Source organism: Nocardiopsis metallicus (assembly GCF_014201115.1).
In the GTDB taxonomy this organism is placed as follows: domain Bacteria; phylum Actinomycetota; class Actinomycetes; order Streptosporangiales; family Streptosporangiaceae; genus Nocardiopsis; species Nocardiopsis metallicus.
Genome location: NZ_JACHDO010000001.1, coordinates 671,495 through 690,313, shown reverse-complemented (window position 1 = coordinate 690,313; position 18,819 = coordinate 671,495). Strand labels below are relative to the sequence as shown.

Genomic DNA, 18,819 nt, shown 5'->3' with positions numbered 1-18,819 from the left:
ATGACTATACATAGAATGACGAAGGCTTGGAAGGCATGAACGGACACGGAGGCGATCGGGTGGCAGCTCGGACACAAAGGCGCTCACCGCTGGCGGTACAACTCCTGCTCCTACTGGCGGAGGAACCGATGCACGCCTACCGGATGCAGCAGCTGATCAGGGCCCGGCACAAGGACCGGATCGTCAACATCGCGCAGCGCAACAGCGTGTACCAGACCTTGGACCGGCTTCTGCGCGCCGAACTCGTCGAGGTGGCGGACCGGGTGCGCACCCCCGGCCGCCCGGAGAGGACGGTCTACCGGCTCACCGATGCCGGACGCGGCACCCTGGACGGGTGGTTGAAGGAGATGCTCTCCACGCCTGCTCGCGAGTTCCCCGAGTTCCCCGTGGCGCTGGCCGCGCTGGCGCATCTGACCCCGGAGCTGGCCGCCGAATACCTTGAGGAGCGGGCGCAGCGGCTCAGGGCCCGCCTGCGGCAGGCGGAATCGGACGCCGAGCAGGCCGAGGGCATGGGCCTGCCCCGGATGTTCGTGCTGGAGGACGAGTACCAGCAGGCACTCACCGAAACCGAGCTGCGCTGGGTGAAGGGGCTCGTTGACGAACTCCGCTCGGGGAGTCTGACCTGGGACCGGCAGTGGCTGGACGCCGTGTCCGCACGCCTGGGCCCTCCCGAGACCGATACGGACGACGACACCGCCACGCCCTAGACCGGCACCCCGACTACTCCCCCGGGGCGACAGCGTCCCCGGCGGGTTCGACGGACAGGGCGTGGCGGAAGACGTTCCGGGGGTCCCACGCCGCCTTGACCCGCCGCAGCGCCGGATAGTTGTCCTTGTAGTACAGGGTCGGCCACGGGATCCCCGAGGTGTTCCAGCGGGGGTCGGCGTAATCGGTGTCGGGGTGGTTGACGAACGTCCCGTCCGCGCCGGTGCGGGGCGCGGGGACACCGCCGGTATCGGCGAACAGCTCCCGGAACAGCGCCCGCGCCCACCCCAGGTGCTGTTCGTCCTCCTCGGGTTCCGGCCACGCGATGACGGCCCACGTCCGCAACGGTGAGTCGCGCTGGGCGGAGGCGGTGGCGTCCTCGGCCACCGCGTTCACCCGGCCGCCGTAGGTGTCCAGGGCGATCGTACTGAAGGGCGCCCCGGTCGAGGAGTCGGTGAGGTATCGGAGGAGCACGGCGATCTGGCGGTCGTCGAATCCCCTGCGCAGGAACGCGTCCTTGATCTTGATCCGGCCCATCTCGCTGTCGAAGGAGGTGAGCGCGAACCCCAGCCAGGACTGGCGCCGGGTCTCCAGGACAGGTGCGGCGCCGACCCCCGCGCCGACCGCGGCCACGAACTCGCGCACCAGCGCCTCGCCGCCGTTCTCCGGGCTCAGGTGCTGGCCGACGATCTGCACCTGCCCGAGGGAGCGCGCGTTCAGGTAGAAGGTGGCGAAGATCCCGGCGTGCGGGGTGTCGGCGTCGCTGTGGCGCTCGCACCAGTCGCCGAAGTTGCGGACGAGCCGTGCGAAGGACGCCGCATCGAGTTCGGACCAGTCCCAGGTCGCGGTGAAGGAGTCGACCGCCCGCGGCGCCGCGGGAAGCAGCCGTGCGGGGTCGGTGCCGGTGGCCTCGGGAGACCGCAGCCAGTAACGGGTGACGACGCCGAAGTTTCCGCCTCCGCCGCCTGTGTGCGCCCACCACAGGTCGCGGTGGGGGTCGTCGGCCGCGCGGGTGGCCACGACCGCCCGTGCCCGCCCCGAGACGTCCACGACGACGACCTCGACCGCGTGCAGGTGGTCGGCGGCGAGTCCGTGCAGGCGGGACAGGAACCCGTAGCCGCCGCCGAGGATGTGTCCGCCCGCGCCGACCTCGGGGCTCTCACCGGCCGGGACGACCACGCCCCAGCCGATGTACAGGGCCCGGTACACGTCGCCGAGCCGGGCGCCCGCCTCGACAGCGAAGGCGCCCATCGCCGGGTCATAGCAGACGTCGTTCATCAGCGCGGTGTCGATGACCACCCTGACCAGCGGGTCGTCGACGAAACCCTCGAAGCAGTGGCCGCCGCTGCGCACCGTGAGCCGGAGGCCGTCGTCCACGGCCCGCTGCACCGCGGCCACCACGTCGTCGGTGGAGCGCACCGGGTGGATCCGGTCCGGTCGTCCGGTGGCGCGCCCGTAGGCGCGGCCGCGGGAGGCGAGATAGTCGTAGCGCGGGTCGGAAGGGAGGACCGCGGCGGGCCCCACCGGGCCCGGGTCGGCCCTGTCAGATCCGACCGGGTCCGGGCCCGCTGAGTCGGGCCGCTCCGGGCCCGGGCCGACTGGCTGCGAGCCGGCCGTGTCAGGCCCAGGCCAACGTCCCGCCTGCCCGGTGGTGTCGTGGGCGAACGTCCGCGCCCCGGTCTGGTCACCCATGTCCCGCTCCCGTGGTTGGGTCCCTCAACCTAAGTTCGGGGCTCCCCGCCCTGTCAACAACGCGGACGCACAGCGGCGGATCGGGAATAAACCCGCCGCCCAGAGCGCTTTTGGGGCCCGCTCGCCCCGCGCCGGACCACCGCGGCGCCCGGCTACCGCAGGGCCGGGTCCAGGCCGAAGAGGCGGAACAGCGTCGTGTCGAAGAAGACGGTGCAGTGGCTGACGCCCCCGGGCGCCAGTTCCAGGACGTGGATGCCGAAGGCCCGGTGCCTGCCGTCCTCCGCGCGCAGGTACATGCCGAAGGCGGGTTGGCCGTTGGCGGCGGTCGGGACCAGGACCAGGTCGCCGGGGCCCTGGGCCGGGCAGTGGCTGGCGATCAACCGCCCGATGTGCTCGGCGCCGCGCACCCAGGTGGCGAACGGGGGCATCTCGAAGGCCGCCTCCTCGGTGAACAGCTCGGTGAGCGCACCGATGTCGTAGGCCTCGAAGGCGGCGACGTAGCGGGCGAGGACCTCGCGCTGGTCGGAGCGGGGTTCGGGGACGCTGTCCTCGTCCGGGGTGGCCCGGTCGAGCTGGGCGCGGGCGCGCTGCAGGAGGCTGTTGACGGCCGGGACGGTGGTGTCCAGGGTCTGGGCGACCTCGGCGGCGCTGAAGCGGAGCACGTCGCGAAGGATCAGCACCGCGCGCTGGCGGGGTTGGAGGTACTGGAAGGCGGCGACCAGGGCGAGCCGGACGCTTTCGCGGGCGGTCACCACAGCTCCGGGATCGTTGGTGTGGTCGTTGCCGGCGCCGAGGCCGACGAGGGTGTCCGGCAGCGGTTCGAGCCAGGGCAGTTCGGGGCGTTCGGCGAGCTCGCCCTCAGGGGTGGACGTGGGGCCGCCGAGCCCGGTGGGCAGGGGGCGTCGGCCGCGCCTGTCCAGGGCGGTGAGGCAGGCCGTGGTGGCGATCCGGTGGAGCCAGGTGCGCAGGCTGGATCGGCCCTCGAAGCGGTCGTAGCCCTTCCAGGCGCGCAGGTAGGTCTCCTGGACGAGGTCCTCGGCGTCGTGCGCGGAGCCGAGCATGCGGTAGCAGTGCGCGTACAGCTCCCCCCGGTAAGGGGCCACGAGCCGCTCGAAGTCCTGGTCGGCCGTCCCGATCACGTGTTCCACCACGGCCGTCACGTTACGCCTCCCCTACGACAGACCACACGGGTTCGCGTCCTTCCTTTGCGAACAGCTCTCCTCGATCCGCTGCTCTCCTCGGTCTCCTCGGTCCGCTTCTGTTCCCGGGCCAGGCCTCCCCGGTACGAGCCCGGCGTCCTTGCGGCCCCGCAGGCACCGCGGACTCCACAGACCCGGCAGGCCCCGCGGCGCTGGCCGTGCGGTCTGCCGGGCCTTCACTCGTGTTCGCCCCTACACGCCCGTCTCGCCGCGTTCCATGGCGGCGAGGTGCTCCTCGCTCATCTGGATGAGCTGCACGTAGTTGCCGTCGGGGTCTTTGGCGGTGGCGAAGCAGCTGCCGTCGCGGTCCTCCAGCGGGGCGACCCACTCGGTGCCCCGCTCGTCCATGCGGGCGGCGACGGCGCGGGCGTCGGCGACGTCGAAGTTGAGGATCACGCGGGTGGGGTCGGCGGCCTTGGGGCCGACGTCGTCGCGCTGGTCGATGAGCAGGTGGAAGGTGCCGAAGCGCAGCACCCGGTAGTGGTCCACGGTGTCGCTGGCGGTGGGATCCAGTACGGCGGCGTACCAGTCGCGCAGGCGGTCGGGGTCGGTGCTGGCGAGCAGCATGCTGTCAAGGGTGGGGCGCTTCATCGGGTCCTCCCGGTGGGATCGGCGTCGGGTCCGGTCACCTGTACTGACTCGGCCGGGCGCACCGACTCATCGGCCTGGTCGGGCTCATCGGCCTGGGCGGGGCTCTCGCCGGCCGCCGCGGAACCTCCGGGTTCCCCGAACCCTCCGGCCGCTTCGTCCGGTCCTTCCGATGCTTTCGGGACGGCCCCCTCCGCTCCGCGCAGCATCCGCAGGGCCACCGCACCGAACACCACCATCGCGACGATCCCGAACCCCGCGGTCACGTTGAGACCCGCGGTGAACGCCTCCCGGGCCGACTCCAGCAGCGCGGCGGCCTGCTGCGGAGGCAGTTCCCCGGCCGCACCGGCGGCCCCGGCCAGGGTCTGCTGCGCGGCCTCCTCCCCGGCCCGGTCGGTGGCCCCCTCGGGGACCTCGACCCGGGTCCGGTAGACCGCGGCCGCCATGCTGCCGAGCAGAGCCACCCCGATCGCGATGCCGAACTCCCCGCTGGTCTCGGACATCGACGCCGCCGACCCCGCCTTCTCCCGGGGCGCCGAACCCACCACGATGTCAGCGATCAGGGCCGCACCCGGCCCCAGACCCACCGAGGTGAGCAGCAGGCCCAGGACCACCATCCCGGTCCCACCCTCCGCCGGGACGAACACCAGCAGCACGAATCCGAGGGCGCTGACGAACATCCCGCCGCCGATCACGTTGGCGCGGCCGATCCGCTGGGCCAGGGGCGGGCCGCACATGGTGCTGACGATCATCGCCAGCGCCGGGGGCACCAGCCACAGCCCGGCGACCAGCGGCGAGTTGCCCGCGACCAGCTGGAGGTACTGGCTGAGCAGGAGGAACGTGCCTCCCATGGCGACCGCTCCGACCATCATGGTGGCCAGGGCCGCGCTGAAGGAGCGCACCCGGAACAGGCGCAGGTCCAGGAGGGGGTCGGGCAGGCGCAGCTGCCGACGGACGAACCAGACGCCCATGGCCGTACCGGCCAGCACCGTTCCCAGGGCCGTGGCGCCCGAACCGCCCTCGGCGGCGGTCTTGAGGCCGTAGACGACCGGCAGGATCGCGGCCAGGGACAACGTGACACTGAACAGGTCCAGGCGGCCCGCGGCGGGGTCGCGGTACTCGGGCAGGAGCAGGGGTGCGCAGACCAGCAGCAGGAGCATCACCGGGACCCCGAGGAGGAACACCGACCCCCACCAGAACCACTGGAGGAGCACGCCGCCGACCACGGGGCCGATGGCGGTGCCGCCCATGAAACAGCTGGTCCACACCGAGATCGCGACCGCGCGCTGGGCGGGGTCGCGGAACATGTTGCTGATCAGCGCGAGGGTGGAGGGCATGAGCGTGGCCCCGGCCACCCCCATGAGGGTTCGGGTGGCGATGAGCATCTCGGCAGTGGTGGAGAAGGCGGCGGCCACCGAGGCCAGCCCGAACGCGGTGGCGCCGATCATCAGGAGCCGGCGTCGGCCGATCCGGTCTCCGAGGGTGCCCATGGTGATGAGGAATCCGGCGATCATGAAGCCGTAGACATCCATGATCCACAGGGTCTGTGCCCCGGTGGGCCGAAGGTCGGCGGCCAGGTGCGGCAGCGCCAGGTAGAGCACGCTCATGTCCAGGGACAGCAGCAGTGTGGGCAGGGCGAGCACCCCGAGCCCGAGCCACTCGCGCCCGGTCGCCCGTGGCGTGCCCGAGCGGGAAAGGGATGGTGTGGTGTTCATCCGGTCCGTTCCTTGTCAGCCGATCTGATTCGTCCATACGTACGGACCGCCCGGGTGAGCGGAATTCATCGGCCGGCGGCGAAGTTCTTCGGATTTCTTCCGCGGAGGGGACTCGGGCTCGGCGGGAGCGTGCCCCCATCACACCGGAGCCGCCTCCGGAGAGCCGGTACGCACACGTGGACACGTGCCAGGATGTCGCCGAGTGACCGTTTTCCCACCACCGTGTTCTCCCGCCAGCCATGACCTACCACCGCTCCGGCGCGCTACGGCTGCGGGGCAGCAGCAGCCCGGCCAGGGACATCACGACCGCGGCGGCCAGCAGCGCCACCCGCGCGTCCGCCAGGGCGGCGACCACCCCGCCGAGCAGGATGAACACCGGCTGAGAGACCGTCGTGGCGAAGGCCCAGAGGGTGGCCACCCGCGACATCAGGCCGTCGGGGGTCTCCAACTGCCGGTAGCCGGACATCGCCGAGTTGGCCGCCGCGGCGAACACCAGGACCAGCCCGAAGCCCACCCCGCACATGAGCAGCCCGACCTTGCCGGGGACCGCGAACGGGATGAGGAAGTACCAGGGACCGCGCAGCAGGGAGGCCCACCAGAGGGTGCGCAGCGCGCCCAGGCGTCTGACCAGGCGGGGCACGAGACGGGCCCCGAGCAGGCCGCCCAGTGACGGTACGCCCATGAGCAGCCCGTACTCGAAGGCGCTGAAACCCAGATCGCGCATGTAGTAGACGGCGGTGAGCGGGGCGGCCATCGAGGAGGCCCCGGCGAACAGGATCCAGCTGATCAGGATCGGTCGGAGGGCGGGGTGGCCCCACACGAATCCGAGCCCGGCGAAGAGCTCCGAGCGTTTGGAGGTGCCTTCCCCGGGCGCCGGGGGCGTGGGCGGGTCGGGTTCGGGTTCGCGGATGGAGCGGACCGCCAGGGCTCCGATGAGGAAACCGACGGTGTTGGCCACCAGCGCGCCGACCGCGGAGAGCGCGGCGATCAGGGCGCCTGCCAGGGAGGGGCCCACGGAGACGCTGAGCCAGCGGGTGGATTCCAGTCGGCTGTTGGCGTCGATCAGCCGGGCCGGGCCGACCAGGGACTTGAGGTGGGCCTGTGAGGCACCGGTGAACGCGATGGCGCAGACGGCGTTGACCGCGGCGACCGCGCACAGGTGGGTGTAGGTCAGCGCGCCGAGGGCATGGGCGGCCGGAAGGCTGGCCAGGGTGGCGGCGCGCAGGAGGTCACTGCCGATCATGACCGGGCGTTTGCGGGTGTACTCGATCCGGCGGCCGATCGGGAAGGCGACCAGAACGGTGGTCAGGGCGGCGACCCCGGCCAGGAGCGAGACCTGCCAGGCCGCCACGTCCAGGACCGCGACGGCGATGACGGGCAGGGCTACCATGCCGATCGCCGAGCCGAACTGGCTGACCACCGAACCGGCCCACAGGCGTTGGAAGTCGCGGTGCCCGCCGACGCTGTCGCTACGGGGGGTACGGGGGGAGGGCATTCGGGCGATGTTACCGACCCGGTCCCTCCCCCACGCGGGGTTCGGGTTACTCCTGGACGAGGCCGATGGTGTTGCCCGCCGGGTCCGCGAACCAGGCGACGTGGGGCCTCTCCCCGCGCACGATGCCCTTCTCGTCCTGCTCGAACCCCTCGTAGCGGAGCATGCCCGCGCCCCGGGCGGTGAGGTGGTCGACGGCGGTGTCGATGTCGTCGACGGGCAGGTTCAGGACGGTGAACACGGCGGGCCGGTGGTCCGGCTTCGGGTAGACGAGGACCCCGTGGCCGTGGCCGAGGACGATCTCCAGCAGGCCGTGCTCCTCCATACCGGGCACGTACCGCACGTCCAGGCCCAGGGTGTCCCGGTAGAAGGCGAGGGCGGCCCCGGTGTCGGGGACCGCGAAGGAGCCGAAGGCCCTGGTGGTGTCCAACATGCTGTTCTCCCTGGAAGCGGTCGTGTCGGTGTGGTCGTCTCGGGTGGTTCCGGGTTGTGTCCGCGGCTCTGTTCTCACCCGTACTGACCCGGGCCGGGGCCGCGACTCATCGCCGCCGGGTCAAACAATGCGGACGAATCCCTGCCCGCCCCTTGGGCGACCTGAGAATTCCTCCGGTGTTAACTTCGCGTGGGCAACGTGACACGGATCGTGTCCCGCTCTCGGTGCCTCGGCCGGGGCACCGCGCCGCACGCGGGGGGAACGCACATGCGCGCAGTCGTGTTCGAGAACTACGGGGAATTTCCGTCGCTCACCGAGGTCCCCAAGCCCGAGCCGGGCCCCGGGGAGGTCCTGCTCCGGGTCGCCGGGGCCGGGGCCTGCCACTCCGACATCAGCGTGTACCGGGTGTTCGAGGAGGGGCAGCCGGGGGCGCAGAAACCGCCGTTCGTCCTGGGGCACGAGAACGCGGGCTGGGTGGAGTCGGTCGGTCCCGGGGTGAGCGAACGGGTCCGGGTGGGCGCCGCCTACATGGTGTACGGGCCGATCGGCTGCCAGCACTGCCGCAAGTGCGCGGCCGGTCTGGAGACCTACTGCGAGAACGCCGCGACCATGCCCTATCTGGCGGTGGGGCTGGGCCGGGACGGTGGTATGGCCGAGTACATGACCGTTCCCGAGCGGCATCTGATCCCGTTGGGTGACGCCGATCCGGTGGCCGCGGCGCCGCTGGCCGACGCCGGGTTGACCCCCTACCACGCGATCAAGCAGGCCCTGCCTCACCTGGACGGCGGCGGCCGGTACGCGCTGGTGATCGGGCTGGGTGGTCTCGGGCAGATCGGGGTGCAGATCCTGCGGGCGCTGAGCGGGGCGACGGTGATCGCCACCGACGTCAAGGAGGAGGCCCGCGCCCGGGCGGAGGCCAACGGGGCGATCACGGTGGGCGCCGGGGAGCGACAGGCCGAGCAGATCCGTGAGCTCACCGGGGGCCGGGGCGCGGACACGGTCTTCGACTTCGTGGGCGCGGGGCCGACGGTGTCGACGGCCGCGGCCAGTGTGGCCCAGGGCGGCCGGGTGAGCGTCGTCGGCATCGCGGGCGGCACCCACGAGTTCTCGTTCTTCACCAACCCGTACGAGTCGTACGTGACCAACACCTACTGGGGTTCGGTGGGCGAGCTGTGGGAGGTGGTGGACATGTACAAGGCGGGGCAGATCCGGCCGGACATCGAGCGGTTCTCCATGGACGACGCCCTGGAGGCGTACCGGAAGCTGGAGGCGGGCGAGGTCAACGGACGTGCGGTCGTGGTACCCAACGAGCGCTGACCCGACGAGCGCTGATCCGCCGCGCCGGAGTCGCCCGGGGCACCTGGACCTCCCGCTCCTCTGTTTCTCAGGCCGTCCGGCCCGCCCGTCCCCGGGCGTGGTGCCGGGCGGCCTTCGCGCGGTTGCCGCAGCCCGACATGGAGCACCAGCGGCGGGTGCCGTTCTTCGAGGTGTCGAAGAAGTGCAGGACGCAGTCGGGGTTGGCGCAGCCGCGGAGGCGGTCCGGGCGTTCCATCAGGTCGAGGAGGTCGGCGGCGGCGAGCCAGGCGGGCCCGCGGGCCGGGTCGTCGAACTCGACGGTGGAGGCGGGGGCGCCGTCGCGTAGGAGGCGGCGCACGCTTCCGTGGCCGAGGACGGCGTTGAGCTGATCCGTGGCCTCGGGGTCCGTGGGGTCCCGGAGGAGCCGGGCGAGGGTGTCGCGGACCGCCAGGAGGTGGGCACGGGTCCGGGTGTCGGCGGTGAAGCGTTCGGCCAGTCCGGCCTCGGTGAGCCACTGCCGGAGTCCGTCCTCGGAGTCGAGCAGGTCGAAGTGGTCGGCGCCGACCACCCAGCGGGTGTTGAGCAGGTCCACGGCCACCGGTTCGCCGGTGAGCGGTCGCCGCCGATTCGTCTCCCTCGCCGTCATCGGCCCTCCCGGTGTCCCGTCCTGGCTGGTCGCCCCCGGTCCGATCGAGATACCGGGTGCCGGGGAGCCTACCAAGAACACAGATTCTAACCCTTCAAATGAACTTGAGTGGTTGACCCTGCTCTCCTATAACCCTTAAAGTCACCTTGAACGGTTACCCGAATCCGGGTGGCCGCCCCGAGAGAAGAGGCATGCCATGGCACAGCCCCGGCTGACCACCGGACACGTCGGACTGAACGTCACCGACCTCGAACGCTCACTCGACTTCTACGCGCGCGTCCTGGGTTTCGAGGTCATGGGTGAGAGCCGCGAGGAAGGCCGTGAGTACGCCTTCCTGGGCCACGACGGAACCCTCCTGATCACCCTGTGGCAGCAGAGCGGCGGGGGCTTTCGTACCGACACCGCCGGACTCCACCACCTGTCCTTCCAGGTGGAGACGGTCGAGGAGGTCCGCCGGGCCGAGGCCGCGCTCCTGGAGATCGCCGTGGAGTTCGCCTACGACGGCGTGGTCCCGCACGGCGAGGGCGCCGCCTCCGGCGGCATCTTCTTCCACGACCCGGACGGCGTGCGGCTGGAGATCTACGCGCCCTCGGGCGCGAAGGAGGGCAAGGCCCCGACCGCGGCCGCCCCCACCTGCGGTTTCTTCTAGAAGCCCGGCCTTCTTCCCAAGACCGCACCGGAACCGAGGAGACGCACGTGAGCGGGTACCACCGGGGTGAGCTGGCGATCCAGCGCAGGGCGGGTCTGGCCGAACGGGCGGCCCACACCGCCAGGGCGGTGCGCACGGAGATCCCAGCCGTGGCCGCCGACTTCCTCGCCGCGCAGCCACTGCTCGTGGTGGGCGCGGCCGACGCGGGGGGCGACCTGTGGTGCTCCCTGCTCACTGGAACGCCCGGGTTCCTCCGCGCCCGCGACGCGCGCACACTCGACGTCGCCGCCCTGCCCCGCGGCGGCGACCCGCTGGCCGAAGTGCTGGCCGGGGTGTCGGACCGAGAGCCGGTACCGGTCGGCGCCCTGGCGATCGAACCGGCCCGGCGGCGCCGGATGCGGGTCAACGGCACCGCGCACCAGGACCCGGAGGGGCCTGGATGGCGGCTGCGGACCGAGCAGGTGTACGCCAACTGCCCCAAGTACATCCAGAAGCGCACCCTGGTGCCAGCCCCTTCGACGACCGCGACAGCCGATACTCCCAGGATCGGAGGGCACTTGACCGACGCCGATCGCGAGTTGCTCGCACGGTCGGACACCTTCTTCGTCACCACCGCCGACGACACCGGAGCGGTCGACACCAACCACCGGGGCGGCGGTCCGGGTTTCGTGAGCGTCCACTCCCCCACCGTGCTCAGCTGGCCCGACTACGCCGGGAACGCCATGTTCGGCACCCTGGGCAACCTGCACGTGAACCCGAGAGCCGGGCTCCTGGTGCCCGACTGGGAGAGCGGCGGGCTGCTCCAGCTCACCGGTACCGCGCGGGTGCTGTGGGGCGCGGGCGCGGGACCGGAGGGCCGGAGCGTGGAGTTCACGGTCGAGCGCGTGCTGGCCATCCCGTCGGGCGGACTACTCGCTCAGGGCCCACCCGAGTACTCCCGGGCCAACCCCCCGGCCCCCGCCGCCTCGATGCCCTGACCGGCCGCGCCTGCGGATCCTCGCCGAGCCCGACCCGGGTGGCCGGGGACTCACGGGGGCTGCCAGGATGCCGGGAGCAGTCCTAGGAAGTCTGAGGAGAACAATGGATCTGGGAATCGCTGGCAAGGTCGCGCTCGTGACCGCCGCCAGCTCCGGGTTGGGCCGGGCGATGGCCGTCGCGCTGGCGGCGGAAGGCGTCCGGGTCGCGGTGACCGGCCGCAACGAAGAACGCCTCGACGCGACCGTCGCGGCCTGCCGCGCCCACGGGGCCGACTCGGTCGGTGTCGCCTGGGACCTGGCCGAACACGGGCGTGCGGGCGAGGTCGTCGCCCGGGTCGTCGACGAGCTGGGCCCGGTGGACATCCTGGTCAACAACACCGGCGGCCCGCCGCCCACCACCGCACTGGGCCAGAACCCGGAGCTGTGGCAGGACATGTACGCGTCCATGGTGCTGCCGGTGATCGGGCTGACCGACGCCGTGGTCGGCGGGATGCGCGAGCGCGGCTGGGGCCGGATTATCACCAGCACCTCGGCCGGGCCGATCGCGCCCATCCCGAACCTGGGCGTGTCCAACACGCTGCGCGCCTCGCTGCACTCCTGGTCCAAGACGATCGCGAACGAGGTGGCCGCCGACGGGGTGACCGCCAACGTCATCGTCCCCGGCCGGATCGCCACCCCGCGTGTGGCCTCCCTGGACGGCGCCCGCGCCGAACGGGAGGGGCTGCCGCTGGAGCGGGTCCAGGAGCAGGGCCGCGCCTCGATCCCCGCCGGCCGTTACGGTGACCCGGAGGAGTACGGCGCGGTGGCCGCGTTCCTGGCCAGCCGCCAGGCCGCCTACGTGAACGGCTCGATCATCCGGGTCGACGGCGGCCAGATCCCCTCGGTCTGAATCCGGTTCGGGCCCCGAGCTCGCGTCCACAGGCCCGGGGAGGGGCAGGACACCGCTGCCCCTCCCCGGGCCGTCCGAGAGCCCCCCGCTCAGTCGGAGAGCGCGATACGACCCGAGGGCAACTGGTACTGGGTGCTCACCCGCTTGTTCTCGCCGAGCCACATGTCGATGGCGCCCGGCTCTTCGAGGTCGAACCAGCGGGGCTGCCAGTCCGAGTCCTCGGGGATGCGCCGCACCCCGAAGGAGTACTCGTAGGTGAGCCCCTCGGGCCCCTTGAAGTAGAGGAAGACCGCGGTGGACTGGGGGTGGCGGCCCGGCCCCTGCTCGATCTCCACACCCTTGCTCTTGAGGAAGTTCCAGGAGCGCATGACGTCGTCGATCGACTCCACCTGGAAGTTGATGTGGCACAGCCCGGGCCGCTCGCCGTGGAAGACCGCGAGCTTGTGGTGCACCGGGTCGATGCGCATCAGGCAGGCGGCGCCGCTCACCCAGTCCGAGACCCTCGCGTTGAACTTCGTGGTCCAGAACCGCCCTGCCTCGTAGATGTCGGGGGCGTCGAAGCAGATGTGGCCGAACTCGGTGATCCCGGCGGGGCGGGAGAAGGCGACCGGGGTGCTCAGGCGGGTCTGGCCGACGACCAGGTCGATGCGGTTGCCGAAGGGGTCCTCGAAGGTCAGGTAGTCGTGGACCTTACGGGAGCGCGCGCCCTCCTTGCCGCCGCGCCGCACGGGCAGTCCCGCGGCCTCGAGCTCGGTCTCCGCGGCGGACAGGGCGTCCAGGTCGGCAACGGTGAAACCGGAGCTGATCACACCCGAGTCGCCCTCGACGAAGGCCAGGCAGTGGTGGCGGTGGTCCACCCTCAGGTAGGCGATCCCCTCCTCCTCACGGACCAGCTCCATGCCGACGATGTCCGTGGCGAAGTCGACCGCCGCCCGCAGGTCGGCGGCGCCGGAGCGTACGTAGGCGATGTCCTTGAGTTCGATCATGGTTCCGTGGGTCTCCAGTCAGGGGGTCAGGGGGTTCAGGAGGCGGGGGCTCAGAGAGTCGGAGCGCTGGTCAGGTACAGCCAGATGCGGCGGCAGAGTTCCGGGGCCACGGCCCGCCAGGAGCGCTGTTCGTCCTCGGACAGCGGGCGCGGGGCCCCGGCCGCGGAGGCGGTGGCGTTCATGGCGGCCGAGCGTTCCAGGACCCACATGAGAGCGACCGCCTCAGCGACCGAGTCCCCGACGGTGATCGCACCGTTTCCGCGCATCAGGACGGCCGGGGCGCTGCCGAGGTCGCGGGCCAGTGCCCGGGCGTGATCGGCGTCGCGGACCAGTCGGGGGTCGTCGTGGACCGGGACCCGCGGCCCCAGGAACGCGCCCTGCCCGTGCAGGGGGACGATGGGCACACCGGCACAGGCCAAGGCGGTAGCGGTGGGTGGTTGGGCCCGGCAGACCGCCCCGACCTCGGGTCGGGCCCGGGCGACCGCGCGGTGGATCCACGCTTCCTTGGGCAAAGGCGGGGTCACTGCGTCGGCGGCGGGGTCGAAGGGGTGGATGTCGGCCGGGGTGAGCGAGCCGAGGGGCACCGCCCCGGTCATGGCCCAGCCGCCTTCCGGGGTGCGTGCGCTGATGTGACCGAAGGCGTCGACCAGTCCCTTGCGGGCCAGTGCGGCTCCGGCCGACGTGAGCGCGCGGGTCATCGTGGGGTCCACGGGGTCTCCTTCTGCTGCGGAGCGGGGGCCGCGACAGAGCTCATGGCAGCGGCCGCGGGACTGCTGGGCCACGTGGGGCTTGCGGAAACCACCGGGAAGCGTTTCGGCCCCGAACGCAGGCCGCTTACCTGGGGCATTCGGTCAAAGGTCTTATAGTCGTGATCATTATGGTGAATCGTTTTCACGGCTGGCCCGGTGCTGGCGGTCCCCTGCCCGAGCGCATGTCCAAGGCTGAGGTCGTGGTGCGCCACATCAGCGACACCATCACGAGCCGCCAGGTCAGCCCCGGTGAACGCCTGGGTACCAAGGAAGAGCTGCGGCAGCGGTTCGGGGTCTCGGTGGGCACGTTCAACGAAGCCGTGCGGTTGCTGGAGACGCGCGGCCTGGTCGAGGCCCGCCCCGGTCCGCGCGGCGGGATCTTCGTCAGCTCGCCCAGCGCCCACATCCGGTTGAGCCACCTGATCCTCGGCCTGGGTGACGACGCGCTGTCGGTCTCCAACAGCCTGGAGGTACGCGAGTCCCTGGAGGCCACGATCGCCGAGCACGCGGCCAAGGAGGCCGGGATGGAGCAGATCCGGCGGTTGCGGGAGATCGTGGCGCTGATGGCGGACCTGCGGCACGACCCGGTCGGCTATCTGGCGCGCAACTGGGAGCTGCACGAGGAGATCGCGCGGATCTCGCCCAACCAGCTGCTGCGCACGCTCTACGTCTCTCTGCTGGACACCGCTCGTGAGTCGGTGCGCGAGATCGCCGCCGACTCCGGGTTCGAGGAGGGGTTCGAGGCCAACCTTCGGCTGCATCGGAACCTGGTGGACGCCATCGCCTCGGGAGACGCCCGGCTGGCGCGCAAGGCCGCCGAGGAGCACACACCGCCGCGGAGCAGTGCCCGCGCGGCGATGTCCTGAGCCCGGCTCGGGAGAGGCCCGCCGGGGCGCTGCGCGGCAGGCCCGGCAGAGCACCCGGCGGCGGGAGGGTTCCGGGAGGGGAAGCGCGGAACTGGGGTTCGGGGGACACACATTGACATATTAACCATAATCAATAGAGTCATTGCGTTCCGTTATGACTCGGGAGCTTTCCGACGTGACCCCCCATCTGCCACTGACACAGCGTGTGCGCACTGACCACGGTGCGCGCTCGTCGCCCCTGGGCACCCTACGCCGGGGGATGGTCGGCGTGGCCACCGCCCTGTGCCTCGCCGAGGCCGTCGCCCGCTGGGGCGTGGACTCCGCTGCCCTGCCGCCGGTCTCGCTCGTCCTGGCCAACACCGCGAATCTGCTGGCGGACCCGGACTTCCTGGCCGAGGTCGGCGCGACCCTGACGGCCGCCCTGACCGGGCTCGGCGTAGCCGCGCTCGCGGGGACCGCCCTGGGGCTGGCCCTGGGCTCCGTGGGCTGGGTCGAACGCGCCTCCTCGGTGGTGGTGGAGTTCCTGCGGCCGATCCCCTCCGTGGCGCTCATCCCGGTGGCAATCCTGGCCTTCGGGCAGGGCGCCGAGATGAAGGTCGCGCTGGTGACCTACGCGGCCCTGTGGCCGATCCTGTTCAACACCCTGTACGGGGTGCGCGCCGTGGAGCCGCTGGCCAAGGAGTCGGCCCGGGTCTTCGGGGTGCCCCGGCTCTCCGTCCTGAACAGGGTCGTCCTGCCCTCCACCGCCCCGTTCATCGCCGCCGGCGTGCGGATCTCTGCGGCGATCGCGCTGATCGTCACGGTCAGCGCCGAGCTGCTCGCCGGGGCCGCCGAAGGGCTGGGCAGCTGGATCCTGCGGATGAGCTCGGGCGGCGCCAACACCGACATGGTCTACGCGGGGACGATCGTGGCGGGGCTGCTGGGCCTGTCCGTGAACGGACTACTGCGTGCGGTTGAGCACCGGCTCTTCCGGTGGAAGCGCCTCGTGGAGGAACGCACGTGAAGACCCTCCCCGAGGCGGATCCGCCACCGGACGGCGACCGGCCCGCGCAAACGCGGGCCCCGGATACCGGCACCGGGCGCTCGGAGCGCGCGGGCCGGGCCCTGGGTTCGTTCCTGCTGCGCTGGGCCGTACTGGCCGGGCTGCTCCTGGTCTGGGAACTGGTCGCGCAGAACGCGCGTTCGCCGTTCTTCCCGCCGCCCTCGGAGTTCCTGGCCCGCGCGGGCCAGCTGTGGCTTCCCTCCGCCGAGGCGTGGCTGACCGAGAGCATGCGCCGGGACGTCCTGCCGAGCCTGGCGCGCATGCTCTCCGGTTTGGCCCTGGCCACCGTCACCGCGGTCGCGCTGGGGGTGGCGATCGCCCTGAACCGGCGGGTCGGCGACTATGTGGACCCGATCATCCAGTTCGCCAGGGCCCTGCCTCCGCCCGCCCTCATCCCGGTCTTCCTGGTGCTGTTCGGCCGCGAGGACCTGATGCGGGTGCTGCTGATCGCCTTCGGCTCAGCCTGGCCGGTCCTGATCAACACCGTTGAGGGCGTGCGCTCCATCGATCCCCTCAAGCACGAGACCGCCCGCGTGTTCGGTGTCCCCCTGCGCACGCGCCTGGCCCGGATCGTCCTGCCCGGCGCCTCGCAGAAGATCCTCGCGGGGGTGCGCACCGCCCTCGCGCTCGGCCTGATCCTGATGGTGATCTCCGAGATGGTCGCCGCCACCAGCGGGATCGGGTTCCACATCGTCCAGGCCCAGCGCGGCTTCCAGATCCTCGACATGTGGGCGGGGATCGTGCTCCTGGGCGTGCTGGGCTACCTGCTCAACCTCGCCCTGACCCTGGTGGAGCACCGACTGCTGGCCTGGCACCGGATCGCCAACAGCTCCACGCCCGAACCCGCGGGCCAGTGAGGCCCCGACCATGAGGACCGCACCCATGCTCGACGTCAGCAGCCTCACCCACACCTACGGCGGGGGCACCACCGCGCACACGGCCCTGGCCGACATCACCTTCTCGGTCGCCGAGGGCGAACTGGTCTCCGTGGTGGGCCCCTCCGGCTGCGGCAAGACCACGCTGCTACGGATCCTGTCCGGGCTCCAGCGCCCCACCGGCGGCGAGGTCTCCTTCCAGGGGCGGCCCGTGACCGGGGTGCCCGAAGGGCTGGCGATGGTCTTCCAGGACTACGCCCGGTCCCTGTACCCGTGGCAGACGGTGGCGGGCAACGTCCGCTTCCCCCTGCGACACCTGCGGCTGGGCCGCGCGGAGACCGACCGCCGCGTGCACGAGTCCCTGTCCGCGGTGGGGTTGGAGGGCCACGCCGGCAAGTACCCGAGCCAGCTCTCCGGCGGTATGCAGCAGCGGGTGGCCATCGCCCGCGCCCTGGCCTACCAACCGGGGGTGCTGCTCATGGACGAGCCCTTCGCCTCCATCGACGCCCAGACCCGTGAGGACCTGGAGGACCTGGTCCTGCACGTCCGGGAACGCTACGCCATGACCATCGTCTTCGTCACCCACGACATCGACGAGAGCGTCTACCTCGCTGACCGCGTGGTGGTGCTCTCGGGTCCGCCCACCAGGGTCATGACCACCATCGACGTGCCGCTCCCGCATCCGAGGGACCAGATCGAGACCAAGGAGCTGCGGGAGTTCGTCGCCCTGCGCGGCGAAGTCGCACGGCTGATCCGGCGTCCTTCCACCGAACGGACGGCGGAACCGATCAGCAGGTAACCGACCACTCACCGATCGAACACACGGTAACCGGCCGTTCGACGACCGAAAGGCGCGGCCGCCCCTCGGCCCCGCCCCCACCCCCCACCTAGGCGCTTATTCATTATGATGATTATGACCGAAAACCCCTCGACCAGCGGGCGCCGGACCATCGCCTGCGCCGCCACCGCCCTGGTCATGGCCGCCACCGCGTGCTCGGGTTCGGGCGACGACAGCGCGGAGGCCGGCACCACCGACGAGGTCACGACCCTGATCGTGGGCATCACCCCCATCGTCGACCACGCCTCGGTGTTCATCGCCACCGAGGAGGGATTCTTCGAGGAGGAGGGCCTGAACGTGTCCGCCCAGCCCGTGCAGGGCGGGGCGGCGGCCGTCCCGGCGATGGTCTCCGACGACCTCCAGGCGGCCTTCGCCAGCTACCCGTCCTTCTTCCTCGCCGAGAGCCAGTACATCGGCGTCACCATCGTGGCCGAGGGCGTCCGCGGCACCGAGGAGACCGCCGGAATCTACGTCACGGACGACTCCCCCATCGAGGGGTCCGCCGACCTCGAGGGGACGACCATCGCGGTCAACACCCTGAACAACATCGGCGACGTGAGCATCACCGCCTCCTTGGAGGAGGAAGGTCTGGACACCGCCGGCATCGAGTTCGTCGAGTACCCCTTCCCCGACATGATGCCCGCCCTCGAACAGGGCGCCGTGGACGCGGTATGGCTGGTCGAGCCGTTCCGCAGCGGCGCGGAGAACAGCGGTGCCCGCAAGGTGCACTCCTCCTACACCTGGGTCGCCGAGGGCATCCCGGTCTCGGGGATCGGGATGTCGGACGAGTTCGTCGAGGCCAACCCCACCACGGTGGAGGGCTTCGCCCGAGCCGTCGAACGCGCGAACGCCCTGCTCGCCCAGGATCCCTCGATCGCGGCGGAGATCGTGCAGACCTACTCCGAGACCACCGAGGAGCAGGCCGAGGCCATGGAGCTCCCGGTGTGGACCGAGGGTTCGGTGGACGTGGACGAACTGGCCCGCTGGAACGACCTGCTGCTGACCACGGGGGTCCTCCACGAGCCCATCGAGATGTCCGAACTGACCCTCCAGGACTGACGCTCTCGCGGTCGCCCGTGTCCGATCCGGCACGGGTCGGCACGGGATGGTGCCCGCCGGGGCGGCACCGTCCCGCGCCGACGACCGCGCGTGCCCTCATCGATGCGCTGTCTTTCCCAGACC

The 18,819-nt window shown here is 71.5% G+C and carries 18 protein-coding genes and 1 pseudogene; 10 read left to right on the top strand and 9 right to left on the bottom strand.

Annotated features, from left to right (window positions below):
* The first annotated feature begins 35 nt into the window (after positions 1–35).
* Positions 36–707 (top strand): PadR family transcriptional regulator, encoded by a 672-nt coding sequence (locus HNR07_RS02950; RefSeq protein ID WP_184361604.1) that lies wholly within the window; start codon positions 36–38, stop codon positions 705–707.
* A gap of 13 nt (positions 708–720) precedes the next feature.
* Here HNR07_RS02950 and HNR07_RS02945 read toward each other — a convergent pair whose 3' ends face one another.
* From HNR07_RS02945 to HNR07_RS02920, 6 genes and pseudogenes are all read right to left on the bottom strand, one after another.
* On the bottom strand, positions 721–2,397 hold the full coding sequence (locus tag HNR07_RS02945) for an FAD-binding oxidoreductase (protein ID WP_184361601.1): 1,677 nt from the start codon (positions 2,395–2,397) through the stop codon (positions 721–723).
* 152 nt (positions 2,398–2,549) lie between these two features.
* On the bottom strand, positions 2,550–3,557 hold the full coding sequence (locus HNR07_RS02940; protein WP_184361598.1) for a sigma-70 family RNA polymerase sigma factor: 1,008 nt from the start codon (positions 3,555–3,557) through the stop codon (positions 2,550–2,552).
* A 231-nt stretch (positions 3,558–3,788) separates the two neighbouring features.
* Positions 3,789–4,187: a VOC family protein gene (locus HNR07_RS02935; RefSeq protein WP_184361595.1), complete on the bottom strand. Its 399-nt coding sequence runs from the start codon at positions 4,185–4,187 to the stop codon at positions 3,789–3,791.
* Positions 4,188–4,384: 197 nt separating this feature from the next.
* Positions 4,385–5,899: pseudogene (locus HNR07_RS02930) on the bottom strand (MFS transporter); the annotation flags it as partial.
* A gap of 244 nt (positions 5,900–6,143) precedes the next feature.
* Positions 6,144–7,394 (bottom strand): MFS transporter, encoded by a 1,251-nt coding sequence (locus HNR07_RS02925; RefSeq protein ID WP_184361589.1) that lies wholly within the window; start codon positions 7,392–7,394, stop codon positions 6,144–6,146.
* A gap of 46 nt (positions 7,395–7,440) precedes the next feature.
* Positions 7,441–7,824: a VOC family protein gene (locus tag HNR07_RS02920; RefSeq protein ID WP_184361586.1), complete on the bottom strand. Its 384-nt coding sequence runs from the start codon at positions 7,822–7,824 to the stop codon at positions 7,441–7,443.
* 267 nt (positions 7,825–8,091) lie between these two features.
* Between HNR07_RS02920 and HNR07_RS02915 the strand changes: the two genes are divergently transcribed.
* A complete protein-coding gene (locus tag HNR07_RS02915) occupies positions 8,092–9,141 on the top strand; it encodes an NAD(P)-dependent alcohol dehydrogenase (RefSeq protein ID WP_184361583.1) in 1,050 nt (349 codons plus the stop codon).
* A gap of 67 nt (positions 9,142–9,208) precedes the next feature.
* Here HNR07_RS02915 and HNR07_RS02910 read toward each other — a convergent pair whose 3' ends face one another.
* Entirely contained in the window at positions 9,209–9,766 is a 558-nt protein-coding gene (locus tag HNR07_RS02910; protein WP_184361580.1) for a CGNR zinc finger domain-containing protein, read from the bottom strand.
* Positions 9,767–9,962: 196 nt separating this feature from the next.
* Between HNR07_RS02910 and HNR07_RS02905 the strand changes: the two genes are divergently transcribed.
* The 3 genes from HNR07_RS02905 to HNR07_RS02895 all read left to right on the top strand — a co-directional run bounded on the left by HNR07_RS02905 (position 9,963) and on the right by HNR07_RS02895 (position 12,281).
* Positions 9,963–10,415, top strand: a complete 453-nt coding sequence (locus tag HNR07_RS02905; protein WP_184361577.1) for a VOC family protein — start codon at positions 9,963–9,965, stop codon at positions 10,413–10,415.
* A 47-nt stretch (positions 10,416–10,462) separates the two neighbouring features.
* Positions 10,463–11,392 carry a pyridoxamine 5'-phosphate oxidase family protein gene (locus HNR07_RS02900; protein WP_184361574.1) on the top strand — a complete coding sequence of 310 codons (930 nt, stop codon included), beginning with the start codon at positions 10,463–10,465 and terminating at the stop codon, positions 11,390–11,392.
* A 103-nt stretch (positions 11,393–11,495) separates the two neighbouring features.
* Positions 11,496–12,281, top strand: coding sequence for an SDR family oxidoreductase (locus HNR07_RS02895; protein WP_184361571.1), 786 nt, complete (start codon positions 11,496–11,498; stop codon positions 12,279–12,281).
* Positions 12,282–12,370: 89 nt separating this feature from the next.
* Here HNR07_RS02895 and HNR07_RS02890 read toward each other — a convergent pair whose 3' ends face one another.
* Positions 12,371–13,267 (bottom strand): VOC family protein, encoded by an 897-nt coding sequence (locus HNR07_RS02890; protein WP_184361568.1) that lies wholly within the window; start codon positions 13,265–13,267, stop codon positions 12,371–12,373.
* A 50-nt stretch (positions 13,268–13,317) separates the two neighbouring features.
* Complete coding sequence (locus tag HNR07_RS02885; RefSeq protein ID WP_184361565.1) at positions 13,318–13,977, bottom strand: class II aldolase/adducin family protein; 660 nt, start codon at positions 13,975–13,977, stop codon at positions 13,318–13,320.
* 167 nt (positions 13,978–14,144) lie between these two features.
* On the opposite strand from HNR07_RS02885, the gene HNR07_RS02880 reads away from it, so the two are divergent.
* The 5 genes from HNR07_RS02880 to HNR07_RS02860 all read left to right on the top strand — a co-directional run bounded on the left by HNR07_RS02880 (position 14,145) and on the right by HNR07_RS02860 (position 18,696).
* Complete coding sequence (locus HNR07_RS02880) at positions 14,145–14,882, top strand: FadR/GntR family transcriptional regulator (protein ID WP_184361563.1); 738 nt, start codon at positions 14,145–14,147, stop codon at positions 14,880–14,882.
* A 205-nt stretch (positions 14,883–15,087) separates the two neighbouring features.
* On the top strand, positions 15,088–15,885 hold the full coding sequence (locus HNR07_RS02875; RefSeq protein WP_312893554.1) for an ABC transporter permease: 798 nt from the start codon (positions 15,088–15,090) through the stop codon (positions 15,883–15,885).
* Positions 15,882–16,781, top strand: a complete 900-nt coding sequence (locus tag HNR07_RS02870; RefSeq protein ID WP_184361557.1) for an ABC transporter permease — start codon at positions 15,882–15,884, stop codon at positions 16,779–16,781. Before HNR07_RS02875 ends, HNR07_RS02870 begins: the two co-directional genes overlap by 4 nt.
* A gap of 10 nt (positions 16,782–16,791) precedes the next feature.
* Entirely contained in the window at positions 16,792–17,598 is an 807-nt protein-coding gene (locus HNR07_RS02865; protein ID WP_246420038.1) for an ABC transporter ATP-binding protein, read from the top strand.
* A gap of 114 nt (positions 17,599–17,712) precedes the next feature.
* The gene (locus HNR07_RS02860) at positions 17,713–18,696 is read left to right on the top strand and encodes an ABC transporter substrate-binding protein (protein ID WP_184361554.1); all 984 of its coding nucleotides are present in this window, start codon (positions 17,713–17,715) and stop codon (positions 18,694–18,696) included.
* Positions 18,697–18,819: the final 123 nt, after the last annotated feature.